12 protein-coding genes are annotated in these 15,540 nt (G+C 70.4%); 4 read left to right on the forward strand and 8 right to left on the reverse strand.

Annotation, left to right across the window (positions count from 1 at the left end):
* Nucleotides 1–326: 326 nt before the first annotated feature.
* The 3 genes from ACFYYF_RS32190 to thyX all read right to left on the reverse strand — a co-directional run bounded on the left by ACFYYF_RS32190 (nucleotide 327) and on the right by thyX (nucleotide 3,996).
* Nucleotides 327–2,012, reverse strand: a complete 1,686-nt coding sequence (locus ACFYYF_RS32190; RefSeq protein ID WP_361694986.1) for a ribonuclease J — start codon at nucleotides 2,010–2,012, stop codon at nucleotides 327–329.
* Nucleotides 2,013–2,144: 132 nt separating this feature from the next.
* Entirely contained in the window at nucleotides 2,145–3,044 is a 900-nt protein-coding gene (gene dapA, locus ACFYYF_RS32195) for a 4-hydroxy-tetrahydrodipicolinate synthase (protein WP_355767956.1), read from the reverse strand.
* A gap of 211 nt (nucleotides 3,045–3,255) precedes the next feature.
* The gene (gene thyX, locus ACFYYF_RS32200; RefSeq protein ID WP_361694989.1) at nucleotides 3,256–3,996 is read right to left on the reverse strand and encodes an FAD-dependent thymidylate synthase; all 741 of its coding nucleotides are present in this window, start codon (nucleotides 3,994–3,996) and stop codon (nucleotides 3,256–3,258) included.
* Nucleotides 3,997–4,272: 276 nt separating this feature from the next.
* On the opposite strand from thyX, the gene ACFYYF_RS32205 reads away from it, so the two are divergent.
* A complete protein-coding gene (locus ACFYYF_RS32205) occupies nucleotides 4,273–4,539 on the forward strand; it encodes a hypothetical protein (RefSeq protein WP_388781006.1) in 267 nt (88 codons plus the stop codon).
* A gap of 90 nt (nucleotides 4,540–4,629) precedes the next feature.
* A complete protein-coding gene (locus tag ACFYYF_RS32210) occupies nucleotides 4,630–5,187 on the forward strand; it encodes a hypothetical protein (RefSeq protein WP_388781007.1) in 558 nt (185 codons plus the stop codon).
* Between the two features lie 65 nt (nucleotides 5,188–5,252).
* Here the strand turns inward: ACFYYF_RS32210 and ACFYYF_RS32215 are convergent, their stop codons facing one another.
* The 5 genes from ACFYYF_RS32215 to rpsO form a co-directional block, all read right to left on the reverse strand.
* On the reverse strand, nucleotides 5,253–5,705 hold the full coding sequence (locus tag ACFYYF_RS32215) for a hypothetical protein (RefSeq protein WP_361694995.1): 453 nt from the start codon (nucleotides 5,703–5,705) through the stop codon (nucleotides 5,253–5,255).
* Nucleotides 5,706–5,736: 31 nt separating this feature from the next.
* A complete protein-coding gene (gene dapB / locus ACFYYF_RS32220; protein WP_388781008.1) occupies nucleotides 5,737–6,489 on the reverse strand; it encodes a 4-hydroxy-tetrahydrodipicolinate reductase in 753 nt (250 codons plus the stop codon).
* A gap of 26 nt (nucleotides 6,490–6,515) precedes the next feature.
* Nucleotides 6,516–7,895 (reverse strand): pitrilysin family protein, encoded by a 1,380-nt coding sequence (locus ACFYYF_RS32225; RefSeq protein ID WP_361694998.1) that lies wholly within the window; start codon nucleotides 7,893–7,895, stop codon nucleotides 6,516–6,518.
* Nucleotides 7,892–10,108 carry a polyribonucleotide nucleotidyltransferase gene (locus ACFYYF_RS32230; RefSeq protein ID WP_365485894.1) on the reverse strand — a complete coding sequence of 739 codons (2,217 nt, stop codon included), beginning with the start codon at nucleotides 10,106–10,108 and terminating at the stop codon, nucleotides 7,892–7,894. Before ACFYYF_RS32230 ends, ACFYYF_RS32225 begins: the two co-directional genes overlap by 4 nt.
* 362 nt (nucleotides 10,109–10,470) lie before the next feature.
* A complete protein-coding gene (gene rpsO, locus ACFYYF_RS32235) occupies nucleotides 10,471–10,758 on the reverse strand; it encodes a 30S ribosomal protein S15 (protein ID WP_028802543.1) in 288 nt (95 codons plus the stop codon).
* 264 nt (nucleotides 10,759–11,022) lie between these two features.
* Between rpsO and ACFYYF_RS32240 the strand changes: the two genes are divergently transcribed.
* Nucleotides 11,023–11,319, forward strand: a complete 297-nt coding sequence (locus ACFYYF_RS32240; RefSeq protein WP_388781009.1) for a DUF397 domain-containing protein — start codon at nucleotides 11,023–11,025, stop codon at nucleotides 11,317–11,319.
* Nucleotides 11,320–11,726: 407 nt separating this feature from the next.
* Entirely contained in the window at nucleotides 11,727–15,467 is a 3,741-nt protein-coding gene (locus tag ACFYYF_RS32245; RefSeq protein ID WP_388781010.1) for an SCO5717 family growth-regulating ATPase, read from the forward strand.
* Nucleotides 15,468–15,540 lie beyond the last annotated feature (73 nt).

Raw genomic sequence — 15,540 nt, forward strand, 5'->3', positions numbered from 1 at the left:
AGTTCTCAAGGAACGGACGCTTCCTTTGTACTCACCCTCTCGGGCTTTCCTCCGGGCGCTTCCCTTCGGTCTTGCGTTTCCGACTCTATCAGATCTTTCAGGACCTGATTTCCTCGGTGCTTTTCAGGTAATCCGCTTCCGCGTTTCCCTTTCCAGCGACTCCGACTTTATCAGAACTTCTGAGTCGGAATTCCCGCCCCGTTCGGGTCTGCCTCCGGAGCATGAAGCTTCGGGGTTCCCGTTCATGCGGAGACGTAAACGTACTGGAGCGGGCCGCCCCGATGCAAATCGGGGCGGCCCGCTCCTGGTTGAGACCTTGCGGGCCGTCAGACCTCGACGACGACCGGGAGGATCATCGGGCGCCGGCGGTAGGTGTCGGACACCCACTTGCCCAGCGTGCGGCGGATGAGCTGCTGGAGCTGATGGGGCTCCACCACACCGTCCTGGGCCGAGCGCTCCAGGACCTCCGTGATCTTCGGAATGACGTCGGCGAAGACGGCGTCGTCGATGCCGGAGCCACGTGCCTGCACGTGCGGGCCGCCGGTGAGCTTGCCGGTGCTGGCGTCCATCACGACGAAGACCGAGATGATGCCCTCGTCGCCGAGGATCTTGCGGTCCTTGAGCGCGGGCTCACCGACGTCACCGACGGAGAGACCGTCGACGTAGACGTACCCGGCCTGGACCTTGCCGGAGATCTTCGCCTTGCCCTCGACCAGGTCGACGACGACGCCGTCCTCGGCGATGACGATCCGGTCGTGCGGGACGCCGGTCAGGGCGCCCAGCTCGGCGTTGGCGCGCAGGTGCCGCCACTCGCCGTGGACCGGCATCAGGTTGCGCGGCTTACAGATGTTGTAGAAGTACAGGAGCTCGCCCGCGGAGGCGTGACCCGAGACGTGCACCTTGGCGTTGCCCTTGTGGACGACGTTGGCGCCCCAGCGGGTCAGGCCGTTGATGACGCGGTAGACCGCGTTCTCGTTGCCGGGGATCAGCGACGACGCGAGGATCACCGTGTCGCCCTGGACGATCCGGATCTGGTGGTCGCGGTTCGCCATCCGGGAGAGCGCCGCCATCGGCTCGCCCTGGGATCCCGTACAGACGAGGACGACCTCGTGGTCCGGGAGGTCGTCGAGCGTCTTGACGTCGACGACGAGGCCCGGCGGGACCTTCAGGTAGCCGAGGTCACGCGCGATGCCCATGTTGCGGACCATCGAGCGGCCGACGAAGGCGACCCTGCGGCCGTACTCGTGGGCGGTGTCGAGGATCTGCTGGATGCGGTGCACGTGGCTGGCGAAGCTCGCCACGATGATCCGCTTGCTGGCGTTCGCGAAGACCTGGCGCAGCACGTTCTGGATGTCGCGCTCGGGCGGGACGAATCCGGGGACCTCGGCGTTCGTGGAGTCCGAGAGGAGGAGGTCGATGCCTTCCTCGCTCAGCCGGGCGAACGCGTGCAGGTCGGTGAGCCGGCCGTCCAGCGGGAGCTGGTCCATCTTGAAGTCGCCGGTGTGGACGACCATGCCCGCGGGGGTGCGGATGGCGACCGCGAGGGCGTCCGGGATGGAGTGGTTGACCGCGACGAACTCGCAGTCGAAGGGGCCGACGCGCTCGCGGTGGCCCTCGGCCACTTCGAGCGTGTAGGGCCGGATGCGGTGCTCCTGGAGCTTCGCCTCGATGAGCGCGAGGGTCAGCTTGGAGCCGATCAGCGGGATGTCCGGCTTCTCGCGCAGGAGGAACGGGACGCCGCCGATGTGGTCCTCGTGGCCGTGCGTGAGCACGATGCCCTCGATGTCGTCGAGGCGGTCCCTGATGGACGTGAAGTCCGGCAGGATCAGGTCGATTCCGGGCTGCTCCTCCTCGGGGAAGAGCACTCCGCAGTCGACGATCAGCAGACGGCCTCCGTACTCGAAGACCGTCATGTTCCGGCCGATCTCGCCGAGGCCGCCGAGCGGGGTGACGCGCAGGCCGCCCTTCGGGAGGACCGGCGGTTTGCCGAGTTCAGGATGCGGATGACTCAAAAGACTCTCCTCACCACGCGCGCCACGTACCTGGCAAGGCACGTGGCGCGCGTGACGTTCGTGCAGTAGCTGTTGTGTGGGGTGCGGGCCCGTGGCCCGCGGATCATGCGTATTCAGTTGTGAAGTCTGTGGTTAGAGCTCTACCCCGCCGGCGCCAAGATCGATCTTGAGCTGGCTGGTCTCCTCGGGCGACAGTTCGACCATCGGGGCGCGGAGCGGACCGGCGGGCAGGCCCTGGAGGGCGAGCGCGGCCTTGGTCGTCATGACGCCCTGGGTGCGGAACATGCCGGTGAAGACGGGGAGCAGCTTCTGGTGGATCTCGGTGGCCTTCTGGACGTCCCCCGAGAGGTACGCGTCGAGCATCGCGCGCAGGTCCGGGGTGACGACGTGACCGACCACGGACACGAAGCCCACCGCGCCGACGGAGAGCAGCGGCAGGTTCAGCATGTCATCGCCGGAGTACCAGGCGAGGCCGGAGCGGGCGATCGCCCAGCTCGCGCGGCCGAGGTCTCCCTTGGCGTCCTTGTTGGCGACGATACGCGGGTGCTCGGCGAGCCGCACCAGGGTTTCGGTGTTGATCGGTACGCCGCTGCGGCCGGGGATGTCGTAGAGCATGACCGGCAGTTCGGTCGCGTCGGCGATGGCCGAGAAGTGCCGGTACAGGCCCTCCTGCGGGGGCTTGTTGTAGTACGGCGTCACGGTGAGCAGGCCGTGCGCGCCGGCCTTCTCCGCGTCGCGGGCGAGTTCGATGCTGTGGCGGGTGTCGTTCGTGCCGACGCCGGCGACGATGTGGGCGCGGTCGCCGACCGCCTCCAGCACGGCGCGTACGAGCTCCGATTTCTCCGCGTTGCTGGTGGTCGGGGACTCACCGGTGGTGCCGTTGATGATCAGGCCGTCGTTGCCTGCGTCCACCAGGTGGGTCGCGAGCCGCTGAGCGCCGTCGAGGTCGAGTCCGCCGTCCGCCGTGAAGGGCGTGACCATGGCGGTGAGGACCCGCCCGAAGGGGGTCTGCGGAGTGGAGGTCGGAGCCATGGGTAATACGCTACTCGCTGCTCACCGCGTGGTCTGCCCTCGGGGACCACGACAAAGCATGACAAAGGTGGAACCCGGCACTGCCTGCTCGGGGGTTCAAGCAGTGCCGGGTCCGTTTGATCAGGCTAGATGAACTTCGCGAAATGCCGCAATACGGACACTTCGCTCGACTGATCCGTACATCTGTGCCGGGCCGGTGCGCGGTGGCGTGTTACGGCGCCACGCGCCCGTTGGCGTTGTACGCCGCGTGTGTGAGCGGCATGAGCCTGGCCCATTCCGCCTCCATCTTCTCGGCGACCATCTCGATCTCCCGCTGGGGGAACGACGGCACCTTGGCGAGCTCGTGCTGGGTGCGCAGGCCGAGGAAGTGCATCAGCGAGCGGGCGTTGCACGTGGCGTACATCGAGGAGAAGAGACCGACCGGAAGAGTGGCGCGGGCGACCTCGCGGGCGACACCGGCCCGCAGCATCTCCTGGTACGCCGCGTAGGACTGCCGGTAGGACTCCTCCATGGCCGTGGTGACGGTCCTGTGCTGCTCGGGAGTGCCCTCGACGAATTCGTACTTGCCGGGGCGGCCCTGCTGGACCAGCTTGCGGTCCTCGGCGGGAACGTAGAAGACCGGCTCCAGCTCCCTGTAGCGGCCCGATTCCTCGTTGTACGACCAGCCCACGCGGTGCCGCATGAACTCGCGGAAGACGAAGATCGGCGCACTGACGAAGAAGGTCATCGAGTTGTGCTCGAAGGGGCTGCCGTGACGGTCCCGCATCAGGTAGTTGATCAGGCCCTTGGAGCGCTCCGGGTCCTTCTGCAGTTCCTCCAGCGACTGCTCACCGGCGGTGGAGACGCGGGCGGCGAACAGCACGTCGGCGTCGGAGGCCGTGTGCTTGATCAGCTCGACGGTGACATCGCCGCGGAAGCTGGGCTTGAGGTCGTCGGCTGGGGTGTCGGTCACGGTGCGCGGGGTCCTTCCCATCACTGGCTCGGGCGGCGACCACTCTACGGCCCGGCACCGACAACGGGCGTTCGGTGCCGTGCCGCGACATTCATCGGCGAACTTCTGCGAATTCGGTGATTCCGGGCACCTCTTGTAACGTTCGGCCGTCTGTATGAGTGAGAGCGACGTGTTCGAGAGGTTCACGCCGCTTGCCACCGGATCACCCAGGTCGCCCGGATCACCCGGATCACGTCACAGCACCCCCGCATACCCCCCGAGAGAGAAGCACCGCCCATGTCCCTCCCCCAGCTGCCGCCGGGAGGTGCCCCCAGCGCGCCGCCCGTCCCGTTCGCCTTCACCGCCGAAGCCGACTCGTTCCGCAGCAATGTCGCCCCGCCGCCCCGCGAGCGGTCCTCCGCCGGGCAGATAGCCGGCCGGGTGCTCTTCGGCCTCACCCTGGCCGCCGGGATAGCCGGGTCCCTGATATTCGGAATGCCCGCCCTGTCACAGGATCCGTCACCTGCGCAGACGCAGCACTCCGTGGCGTCGGACGACCGCTGACCCTTCCGGACCCCCAAGGGTGGTGAGCCGGCAACCGGCTCGATAACCTCACCGGGCACAGCCCGTGTGTGGATCGAGTGAGGATCAGTCGTGCCCCTGCCCTTCCTGACGGCGGACCGCGCCTTTGACGAGGCGGCCGAGGATGTCGCGCTGCCCTTCGACGACCGCGACCGCTGGCGGCGTCCCTACCGGCCCGGCCCCTGGCGGGTGGGTGCGGCCGCGCTCGTCCTGCTGCTCGCCTCGTACGTGCTCGTCGCCGCCGTGATCATCGCCGTCGCCGGGACGCTGTCCGGTGCCGCGGCCTGCATGGCCGTCGCGGCGGTCGTCATCCTGTGCGCGCTGCGCCTGCTGCGCATGGGGGTGTGGGTCAGCGCCCGGGGGCTGCGCCGGGTGGGCTTCTTCGCCACCCGGACGACTCCGTGGCAGCAGGTCGTGACGGTGCGCACGGTGCAGCAGCCGGTCCGCTGGCTGGGCCTGCCGCGCACGGTCCAGGGCCAGGCCCTGACGCTGGTGAGCGCGAATCGCGCGCCCGGCGACGTGCCGCCGCTCATGACCACGCACAACGCCGACTTCCTGGCGCGCGCCGAGGCCTTCGACCGGGCGGCGGACGTCGTCGAGGTGTGGGCCGAGGAGTACCGCCGCGCCTGAGACGTCACGACGAAGGGGCCGGTCCGCGTCGAGCGCGGGCCGGCCCCTTCGTCGTACGGCCTCGGTCAGGCTTCCAGGGTCCGGCCCTCGTGGAGGGCGATGGCCCGTTGCATGGCCTTGCGGGCGCGCGGGGTGTCACGGGCGTCGTGGTAGGCGACGGCGAGGCGGAACCAGCTCCGCCAGTCGTCCGGGGCGTCCTCGGTCTCGGCCTTGCGGCGGGCGAAGACCTCGTCGGCCGAGTCGCGGTCGATGCGGCCGCCCTCGGTGCGCCGCAGCTCGTCGACGGGCAGCCCGCCCTCGGAGTCGAGCACGGCGGCGAGCCGGTTGGCCTTCCGGACGAACTGGGTGTTCTGCCAGAGGAACCAGATGCCGATGACCGGCAGGATGAGCACCGCGACCCCGAAGGTGACGGTGATCAGGGTGCCGTTCTGGATGAGCAGCACCCCCCGGCTGCCGACCAGGACGAAATAGACGACCAGGACGGCGGCCGTGATGGCATAGGTGATCTTCGCGCGCATGTCTGCCGGCTAACTGTCGTACGTCCCCGGCTCAGCCGAGGTCGAGGAAGTGTTCCAGGCCGAAGGTGAGGCCCGGGGTGGTCACCACGCGGCGGGCTCCGAGCAGGATGCCCGGCATGAAGCTGCTGTGGTGGAGGGAGTCGTGGCGGATCGTCAGGGTCTCGCCCTCACCGCCGAGAAGGACCTCCTGGTGGGCCAGGAGACCGCGCAGCCGGATCGCGTGCACCGGGACGCCGTCGACGTCGGCGCCGCGGGCGCCGTCCAGGGCGGTGACCGTGGCGTCGGGCTGCGGGGCGCTGCCGGCGCGCTCACGGGCGGCGGCGATGAGCTGGGCGGTGCGCGTGGCGGTGCCGCTCGGGGCGTCCACCTTGTTCGGGTGGTGCAGTTCGACGACCTCGACGGACTCGAAGTACGGCGCGGCGGCCTCGGCGAACTTCATCGTCAGGACGGCCCCGATGGAGAAGTTGGGCGCGATGAGCACGCCCGTCTCCGGGGACGCGGCGAGCGAGGTGCCCAGCTGGGCGAGACGGTCCTCGGTCCAGCCGGTCGTGCCGACCACCGCGTGGATGCCGTGCCGGACGCAGAAGTCGAGGTTGCCCATCACCGAGGCCGGGGTGGTCAGTTCGACCACGACCTGGGTGCCGGCCTCGACCAGCGTCTCCAGCTTGTCGCCGCGGCTCAGCGCGGCCACCAGCTCCATGTCCTCGGCGGCCTCGACGGCTCGTACCGCCTCGGCTCCGATCCGGCCCTTGGCACCGAGGACCGCCACGCGCAGCTTGCTCATTGCTTGGTTCCTTACCGAGACGGGATTTACGCGACCGCGTCGTGCAGCCGGGACGCCTGCTTGTCCTTGACCGGGCCGATGACCGCCAGCGAGGGCCGCTGTCCGAGGACGTCACGCGCGACGGAGCGGACCTCGTCCGGGGTGACCGACGCTATCCGGGCGAGCATGTCGTCGACCGACATCTGCTCGCCCCAGCACAGCTCACTCTTGCCGATCCGGTTCATCAACGCGCCGGTGTCCTCCAGGCCGAGGACCGTGGAGCCCTGGAGCTGGCCGATGGCGCGGCCTATCTCGTCGTCCGAGAGGCCGTGCTCGGCGACCTGGTCGAGCTCGTCGCGGCACAGCTTGAGGACGTCGTGGACCTGGCTCGGGCGGCAGCCCGCGTAGACGCCGAAGAGGCCGCAGTCGGCGAAGCCCGAGGTGTACGAGTACACGCTGTAGGCCAGGCCGCGCTTCTCGCGGACCTCCTGGAACAGGCGCGAGGACATGCCGCCACCGAGGGCGGTGTTCAGGACGCCGAGGGCCCAGCGGCGGTCGTCGGTGCGGGCCAGGCCCGGCATGCCGAGGACGACGTGGGCCTGCTCGGTCTTGCGGCCGAGGAGTTCGACCCGGCCGGCGGTGCGGATGCTGCGCCGGCCGTCGCGCGGGGCGATGGGGTCGGCCGTGGCGTTCTTGAAGGCGCCGGCCTTCTCGAAGGCGGCACGGACCTGACGTACGACCTTGTTGTGGTCGACGTTGCCCGCGCAGGCCACGACGAGGTGCGTCGGGTCGTAGTGCTTCTTGTAGAAGCGGCGGATGCGGTCCGCGGTGAGGCCGTTGACGGTGTTGACGGTGCCGAGGACCGGGCGGCCGAGGGGGGTGTCGCCGAGCATCGTGTGCGCGAACAGGTCGTGCACGCAGTCGCCCGGGTCGTCCTCGGTCATCGCGATCTCTTCGAGGATGGCGCCGCGTTCGACGTTGACGTCGTCCTCGAGGATGAGCGAGCCGGTCAGCATGTCGCAGACGACGTCGATGGCCAGCGGCAGGTCGGTGTCGAGCACGCGTGCGTAGTAGCACGTGTACTCCTTGGCCGTGAACGCGTTCATCTCGCCGCCGACCGCGTCGATCGCCGAGGAGATGTCCAGCGCGGACCTGCGGCTGGTGCCCTTGAAGAGCAGGTGCTCCAGGTAGTGCGTGGCGCCGTTCAGGGACGGCGTCTCGTCGCGGGAGCCCACGTGCGCCCAGATGCCGAACGTGGCGGAGCGCACGGAGGGGAGCGTCTCGGTGACGATGCGCAGCCCGCCGGGCAGGGTGGTCTTGCGGACCGTGCCGATGCCGTTCGCGCCCTTGATGAGGGTTTGGGTACGGGCGACGGCCCGCGCCTCCGAAGAGGTGCGGGCCGTCGTCGTGGAGCTACTCGACGTCACTGGTCGGTGTCGTCCTTCTTCTCATCGTCGCCTTCGCCCTCGACCACGGGGATCAGGGAGAGCTTGCCGCGGGAGTCGATCTCGGCGATCTCGACCTGGACCTTCTGGCCCACACCGAGGACGTCCTCGACGTTCTCCACGCGCTTGCCGCCGGCGAGCTTGCGGATCTGCGAGATGTGCAGCAGACCGTCCTTGCCCGGGAGCAGCGACACGAACGCGCCGAACGTCGTCGTCTTCACGACGGTGCCCAGGTAGCGCTCGCCGACCTCCGGCATGGTCGGGTTGGCGATGCCGTTGATCGTGGCACGGGCGGCCTCGGCGGCCGGGCCGTCGGCGGCACCGATGTAGATGGTGCCGTCGTCCTCGATCGTGATCTCGGCGCCGGTGTCCTCCTGGATCTGGTTGATCATCTTGCCCTTGGGGCCGATGACCTCACCGATCTTGTCCACGGGGATCTTGACGGTGATGATCCGCGGGGCGTTCGGGGACATCTCGTCCGGCGTGTCGATCGCTTCCATCATCACGTCGAGGATGTGGAGGCGGGCGTCGCGGGCCTGCTTGAGGGCCGCGGCCAGGACGGAGGCGGGGATGCCGTCCAGCTTGGTGTCGAGCTGGAGGGCGGTCACGAACTCCTTGGTGCCGGCGACCTTGAAGTCCATGTCGCCGAACGCGTCCTCCGCACCGAGGATGTCGGTGAGGGCGACGTAGTGCGTCTGGCCGTCGATCTCCTGGGAGATGAGGCCCATGGCGATGCCCGCGACGGCGGCCTTCAGCGGCACACCGGCGTTGAGCAGCGACATCGTGGAGGCACAGACCGAGCCCATGGACGTCGAGCCGTTGGAGCCGAGCGCCTCGGACACCTGACGGATCGCGTAGGGGAACTCCTCGCGGGTCGGCAGGACCGGCACGATCGCGCGCTCGGCGAGCGCGCCGTGGCCGATCTCGCGGCGCTTCGGGGAGCCGACGCGGCCCGTCTCACCGACGGAGTACGGCGGGAAGTTGTAGTTGTGCATGTAGCGCTTGCGGGTCACCGGGGAGAGGGTGTCCAGCTGCTGCTCCATGCGGAGCATGTTGAGGGTGGTGACGCCCAGGATCTGGGTCTCGCCACGCTCGAACAGCGCCGAGCCGTGCACGCGCGGGATGGCCTCGACCTCGGCGGCCAGCGTACGGATGTCCGTGACGCCGCGGCCGTCGATGCGGACCTTGTCCTTGATGACGCGCTCGCGGACAAGCTTCTTCGTCAGCGCGCGGTACGCGGCGGAGATCTCCTTCTCGCGACCCTCGAACTGCGGGAGCAGCTTCTCGGCGGCGATCTCCTTGACGCGGTCCAGCTCGGCCTCGCGGTCCTGCTTGCCGGCGATGGTGAGCGCCTGGGCGAGCTCGCTCTTGACCGCGGCGGTGAGGGCCTCCAGGACGTCGTCCTGGTAGTCGAGGAAGATCGGGAACTCGGCGGTCGGCTTGGCGGCCTTCGCGGCGAGGTCCGACTGCGCCTTGCACAGGACCTTGATGAAGGGCTTCGCGGCGTCGAGACCGGCGGCCACGACCTCCTCGGTCGGCGCCTCGGCGCCACCCTTGACGAGCTGGATGGTCTTCTCGGTGGCCTCGGCCTCGACCATCATGATCGCGACGTCGCCGTCCTCCAGGACGCGACCGGCGACGACCATGTCGAAGACGGCGTCCTCGAGCTCGGTGTGCGTCGGGAACGCGACCCACTGACCGTTGATCAGCGCGACGCGGACGCCGCCGACCGGGCCGGAGAAGGGAAGGCCGGCGAGCTGCGTGGACGCGGAGGCGGCGTTGATCGCCACGACGTCGTACAGGTGGTCCGGGTTGAGCGCCATGATGGTGGCGACGACCTGGATCTCGTTGCGAAGGCCCTTCTTGAAGGACGGACGCAGCGGGCGGTCGATGAGGCGGCAGGTGAGGACCGCGTCCTCGGAGGGCCGGCCCTCACGGCGGAAGAAGCTGCCGGGGATCTTGCCCGCGGCGTACATCCGCTCCTCGACGTCGACCGTCAGGGGGAAGAAGTCGAGCTGGTCCTTGGGCTTCTTGGAAGCGCTGGTGGCCGACAGCACCATGGTGTCGTCGTCCAGGTACGCGACGGCGGAGCCTGCGGCCTGCTTGGCCAGGCGGCCCGTCTCGAAGCGGATGGTGCGGGTGCCGAAGGAACCGTTGTCGATAACGGCCTCGGCGTAGTGGGTCTCGTTCTCCACTAGCGTTTTCTCCTCGTCTTCGTCCCGTCCTGCCCGTGTGGCAGGGGGACGGTGGCGGAGAAGCGCTCCTTCTCGTGCGGGCCGGTCTTCGATCGAAGCACCCGGGGCTCTGTGCCCGGGGGCCACTACCGAGGACCGGCGGCGATGAGGCGCGCTTCTCCTCGTTCGTTGTCGTGCGATGCCCTACCCGGCGGGTACGGCGTCGTCACGCTGTGTTCGTACGTGCTGTTTCCTGCGTATTGCGTTGTGCTACCACACTACAAAGCGTCGGTGACACTCCGCACGTAGAGAGCGCGCACGACGGCACATACAGCAAAAGGAGCGGTCCCCAAGATGTGGGAACCGCTCCCCTTCACGGCGTCTTACTTGGCGCCCGCCGCACCGCGGCGGATGCCCAGGCGGTCGACCAGCGTACGGAAGCGCTGGATGTCCTTCTTGGCCAGGTACTGGAGAAGGCGGCGACGCTGACCGACCAGGATCAGCAGACCACGGCGGGAGTGGTGGTCGTGCTTGTGCGTCTTGAGGTGCTCGGTCAGGTCCGAGATGCGGCGCGAGAGCATGGCGACCTGGACCTCGGGGGAGCCGGTGTCGCCCTCCTTCTGACCGAACTCGCTGATGATCTGCTTCTTCGTAGCGGCGTCGAGCGACACGCGTACTCCTCGTAGTCTCATGTGTGCCACCGAGTGCCCCTGGTCCACTTCTCAGGGGAGCTTCCGTAACTCGGGAGGCGGGGATCCGCTGGGCGCGGCCTCCAGAGCGGCGCTCCGGGGGTGCGTACACAAACGGCCGTTACACAGGGTACCAGCCTGGGCGGATACGTCTGTCCGGGTCCGTGAACCTCCCCGGACGGTGTGGGCCGGGCCACTAGGGTGACGGCAGAGGTCATTCGTACGTGGGGAAGGGGCCGGCGGAACATGGCCGAGGAAGCGGAGAACGACGTCAGGGCGCGCAAGGAGCGGGAGAAGGACGAGCTCTACGCACTCGACATCTCCGGCGCCGAATGGCAGAGCGCGCCGGGCACCGAGGAGCACGAGGAGCGGGTCGAGATCGCTCACCTGCCCGGGGGCGCGGTGGCCATGCGGTCGTCGCTCGATCCCGGGACGGTCCTGCGGTACACGGAGGCCGAGTGGCGGGCCTTCGTGCTGGGTGCGCGGGACGGCGAGTTCGATCTGAAGCCGGCTCCGCACGCGGGTGGTGTGCCGACGGAGTAGCGGACCGTCGGGAACCGCCGGGAACCGGGGGCCGGTGCGGGGAGTCTTCCGCGGCGGCCCTTCTGTCTGCCCGGCCCCGCTCCAAGCAGCCTTGCGGATGCCATTGTTTGTCCGCTTTCAGGGTCAATAGTGAGCGTGGGTACGCCACTTCTGGGCAGGGTGTGCCGTAACGGGCCGCCCTGGTGCGGTGGACGGGCCTGCCCCGCGAACAGTCATGGTGATTAGGCTGGGACCGGCGCGACGCCTGAACCCTTGGACGGGGGGCTCGCGTTATCGGGGGAGCCGGTCAATTCGGGCGACCTCGTACGGACTTCGGGCGGCCTCGGTCGTCCGTGAACGTCAACGGACGACAAGCAGACGGTCGACCCGGCACGGATTGCGGGTGCTCGGCCACACCAGGAGGAATTGTGAACAGCGATCGGGGCGGGATCCGCGGGGGCTGGGCCACGCCCGGCGATGACCAGTCCGACGCCGAGTCCGCCGTCGAGACGACGGGCGAGTTCACCATCGACTACGCGCCGCCCGCCTGGTACACGCAGAACGCCTCGGACGGTTCCGGGGACCCGGGGGGCGCGGGCGTCTCGGAGGACTCGGACGGCCCTGAGAACTCGGAGGAGCCGGAGGAGTCGGAGCGCTTGGTCGGCTCGGAGGAGTCCGACGGTCCGAAGGACGCCGAGAGCGTGACGGATGCCGGCGAGCCGCACGCGTCACGGGGTTCCGAGAGTCCGGCGCCCACAGGTGACGCGCCTGTCGCGGAGGGCCCGGCGGACGCCGACGGCGGTCCGACGGCTGCCGCGGTGACCGGCCCGGCCCCCGTCGACGGTCCCGACGCTGATCCCGCGGCTGGTCCCGAGGATGTGCGGCCGCCCGTCGCACCGCCCCACGTCGTGCAGCCTCACGCGCCCGCGCCCGGGCTCGTACAGGCTCCTGTTCCGGCTCAGGCACCGGCTCCGGTGGCCGAAGCGGGCGGCCCGACCGCGCTGCCGAACCTTCCCGCGGGGGGATTCCAGACCCCGTGGACGCCTGCGGCTCCCCCGGCCGCCCCCGCCACCGCTCCCATCGCCGCTTCCGACGCCGCTTCCGACGCTCAGGACTCCGGGAACGGAGACCTTGAAAGCGGCGCGACCATGCGGTTCTCCGCTGTCGCGCTGCAGCGTGAGATCGCGGAACGGACGGCTTCCGAGGACGCCGGTACCGAGGACGAGGACGCGTCCGCCGCCGGAACCGACGGCGGGGCCGTAGAGGCCGAGGGCACGGAGGAGACCGGGACCGCCGTCGCCGAAGCCGACGACCGGGTGGACGACGGCACGGTGCCCGGTGAGGACGCGGCCGACGCCGCGAGCGAGGCTCCGGTCCGGCCGGAGGACGCCGACCAGACCGGCCGGGCGGCGCCCAGCCAGCCCGTGGCCGTGCCCGCGCCCGAGCCCGCGCCCGCGCCCGTCGTCGATCCCGTGCTCGCCTATCAGTCGCTGGAGGCGGCCTCCCAGTCCCAGCGCGCGGGCGTGGCCGACGTACCTGTGGCCGACCGGGCCAACCCGGCCGACGCCGTCGCCGCTCCCCCCGGCTCCGGGTCCATCGAGGAACCGGCTGCCGCTTCGGCCGGGACCGACGGTGAAGTCCCCACCGACGCCGGTACGGACTCCGGTGCGCCCGCCGTCGCCGCGTACGAGCCTCAGGACGCCGCGCCCCGCGACGCCGGCCCTCAGGACGCGGTGCCTCAGGACGGCGAGCCCCAGGACGCCGCGCCCGCGGTCCGGCCGCAGGAGCCCGAGGGTGCGCAGGCCGCGCCCCCCGCCTGGGCTCCGCCGCCCATGCCGCAGGGGGGACTGCCGCCGTTGCCGCCCTCCTACCAGCCCGCCGCTCCCGCACCGGCTCCGCAGTGGCCCGCCACGACGGAACCCGTGCCGGCCCCGCAGAGTCAAGTACCGCAGAGCCAGGCACCGCAGCAGGCACCCGTGACCCCGGCACCGGGCCGGCCGTTCCAGCCCCCGGCCGCCCAGGCACCCGCCCCCGGCCAGCCCTTCCAGCCGCCCGCCCCGGCGCCCGCACCCGCCCCCGGCCAGCCGTTCCAGTCCGCGGCGCCGCAGCCCGTGCCGGCTCCCCCGCAGGTCCAGCCCCAGGCAGCGCCCTCTCCGGCTCCTGCGGCTCCCGCCGCCGTGCCGCAGCAGGGAAGTTACGGGTTCCCGCAGTCCGGCGCCCCGGACCCGGCGTCCGCCCCGCAGGGCAGCTACGGCTTCCCTCAGCCCGGCGCCTCCGCTCCGGCCCCCGCTCCGGCGACCCCGCCCGTCCAGGCCCCGGGCTACGGATTCCCGCAGCAGAACACCCCCGCCCCGGAACACCAGGCCCCCGCACAGCCCGCGCCCGGCTACGGATTCCCGCAGCAGGGCACTCCCGCGCCTGAGCACCAGGCCCCCGTACAACCCGCCCCCGGTTACGGATTCCCGCAGCCGAACACCGCGCCCCAGGACCAGCAGGCGGCCCACCCCGGCACCGCCCCGCAGGCTCCCGGCTACGGGTTCCCGCAGCCCGGCCCCGCCGCTCCGCCCGTGTCGGACGCCGTGCCGCCACACACCCCGGCCCCAACTCCCGCTCCTGCGCCCGCCGCTGCTCCCGCTCCCGCTCCTCAGCCGGGCTACGGATTCCCGCAGCCCGCGGTCGACTCGCCTGCCCCGCAGCCCGGTTACGACCTCGCGCAGCCGCAGGCCGCCCCGCCCCACCCGGCGCCGGCTCAGCAGCAGCCCCCGTACCAGCCGGGCCCGCCGCCCGTGCAGCAGCAGCCCGTCGCGCCGACGGCCCCCGTCGACCCGCGGACCGGTACCGCCTGGCCGCAGCCCGTGCGGCACGATCAGCGGCAGCCGACCAACCCCGGTGCGGCGCCGCTCGGTTACACCGCGGCGGTGGAGCTGTCCTCCGACCGGCTGCTCAACAACAAGCGCCAGAAGGTCAAGAGCGGCCGTCCGGCCGCCGCGCAGTCCCGGTTCAAGCTGGGCGGCAAGAAGGAGGAGGCCGAGCGGCAGCGGAAGTTGGAGCTGATCCGGACCCCGGTGCTCTCCTGCTACCGGATCGCCGTCATCAGCCTCAAGGGCGGTGTGGGCAAGACGACCACGACCACCGCGCTCGGCTCCACGCTCGCCACCGAGCGTCAGGACAAGATCCTCGCCATCGACGCCAACCCGGACGCCGGCACGCTCGGCCGCCGGGTGCGCCGCGAGACCGGGGCCACCATCCGCGACCTGGTCCAGGCGATCCCGTACATCAACTCGTACATGGACATCCGGCGGTTCACCTCCCAGGCGCCCTCCGGGCTGGAGATCATCGCCAACGACGTCGACCCGGCCGTGTCCACGGCCTTCAACGACGAGGACTACCGGCGCGCGATCGACGTGCTGGGCAAGCAGTACCCGATCATCCTGACCGACTCCGGCACGGGCCTGCTGTACAGCGCGATGCGCGGGGTGCTCGATCTCGCCGACCAGCTCATCATCATCTCGACGCCGTCGGTCGACGGGGCGAGCAGTGCCAGTACGACACTGGACTGGCTGTCGGCACACGGGTACGCGGATCTCGTGTCGCGGTCGATCACGGTCATCTCCGGAGTGCGCGAGACCGGCAAGATGATCAAGGTGGACGACATCGTCAGCCACTTCGAGACGCGCTGCCGCGGGGTCGTGACCGTGCCGTTCGACGAGCACCTGGCCGCGGGTGCCGAGGTCGACCTCGACATGATGCGGCCCAAGGTGCGCGAGGCGTACTTCAACCTCTCCGCGATGGTGGCCGAGGACTTCGCGCGGCACCAGCAGTCGCACGGCCTGTGGACCAACGACGGCAACCCGCCGCCGGTGGCCGCGCCGCCGATGCCGGGGCAGTACGTGCCCGGTCAGTACGTGCCCGGACAGCCCGTTCCTGGACAGCCCGCGCCCGGTCAGGTCCCGCAGCCGCAGCAGGAACAGCCGTACGCCCAGCCGGGGCAGCCCTACCCGCCGCAGCCCGGTCAGCCCTATCCGCAGGCGCCGGGACAGGGATACCCGCAGGCACCGGAACAGGGTTACCCGCAGCCGCCCCAGCCCGGGCAGCAGTTCCAGCCCGGTCAGCCCTACCCGCCGCACCAGGGGCAGACCCCGCCGCCTCCGGCGCCGCCGCAGCAGTAGGAGCGGCGACCGGCTCCGTCGAGGGGCCGGTCGCCGGAAGACCGTGAAGACCCGCACCGTTCACGGACGGTGC

The sequence above is a fragment of the Streptomyces sp. NPDC001914 genome, assembly GCF_042891215.1.
GTDB lineage: Bacteria > Actinomycetota > Actinomycetes > Streptomycetales > Streptomycetaceae > Streptomyces.

What these genes read in the sequence shown, in the direction of transcription:
- ACFYYF_RS32205 (WP_388781006.1), top strand. Translation starts at nt 4,273, where the DNA reads ATGTCCCTCCCCCAGCTGCCGCCGGGAGGTGCCCCCAGCGCGCCGCCC.
- dapB (WP_388781008.1), bottom strand. Translation starts at nt 6,489, where the DNA reads ATGAGCAAGCTGCGCGTGGCGGTCCTCGGTGCCAAGGGCCGGATCGGA.
- ACFYYF_RS32215 (WP_361694995.1), bottom strand. Translation starts at nt 5,705, where the DNA reads ATGCGCGCGAAGATCACCTATGCCATCACGGCCGCCGTCCTGGTCGTC.
- dapA (WP_355767956.1), bottom strand. Translation starts at nt 3,044, where the DNA reads ATGGCTCCGACCTCCACTCCGCAGACCCCCTTCGGGCGGGTCCTCACC.
- ACFYYF_RS32240 (WP_388781009.1), top strand. Translation starts at nt 11,023, where the DNA reads ATGGCCGAGGAAGCGGAGAACGACGTCAGGGCGCGCAAGGAGCGGGAG.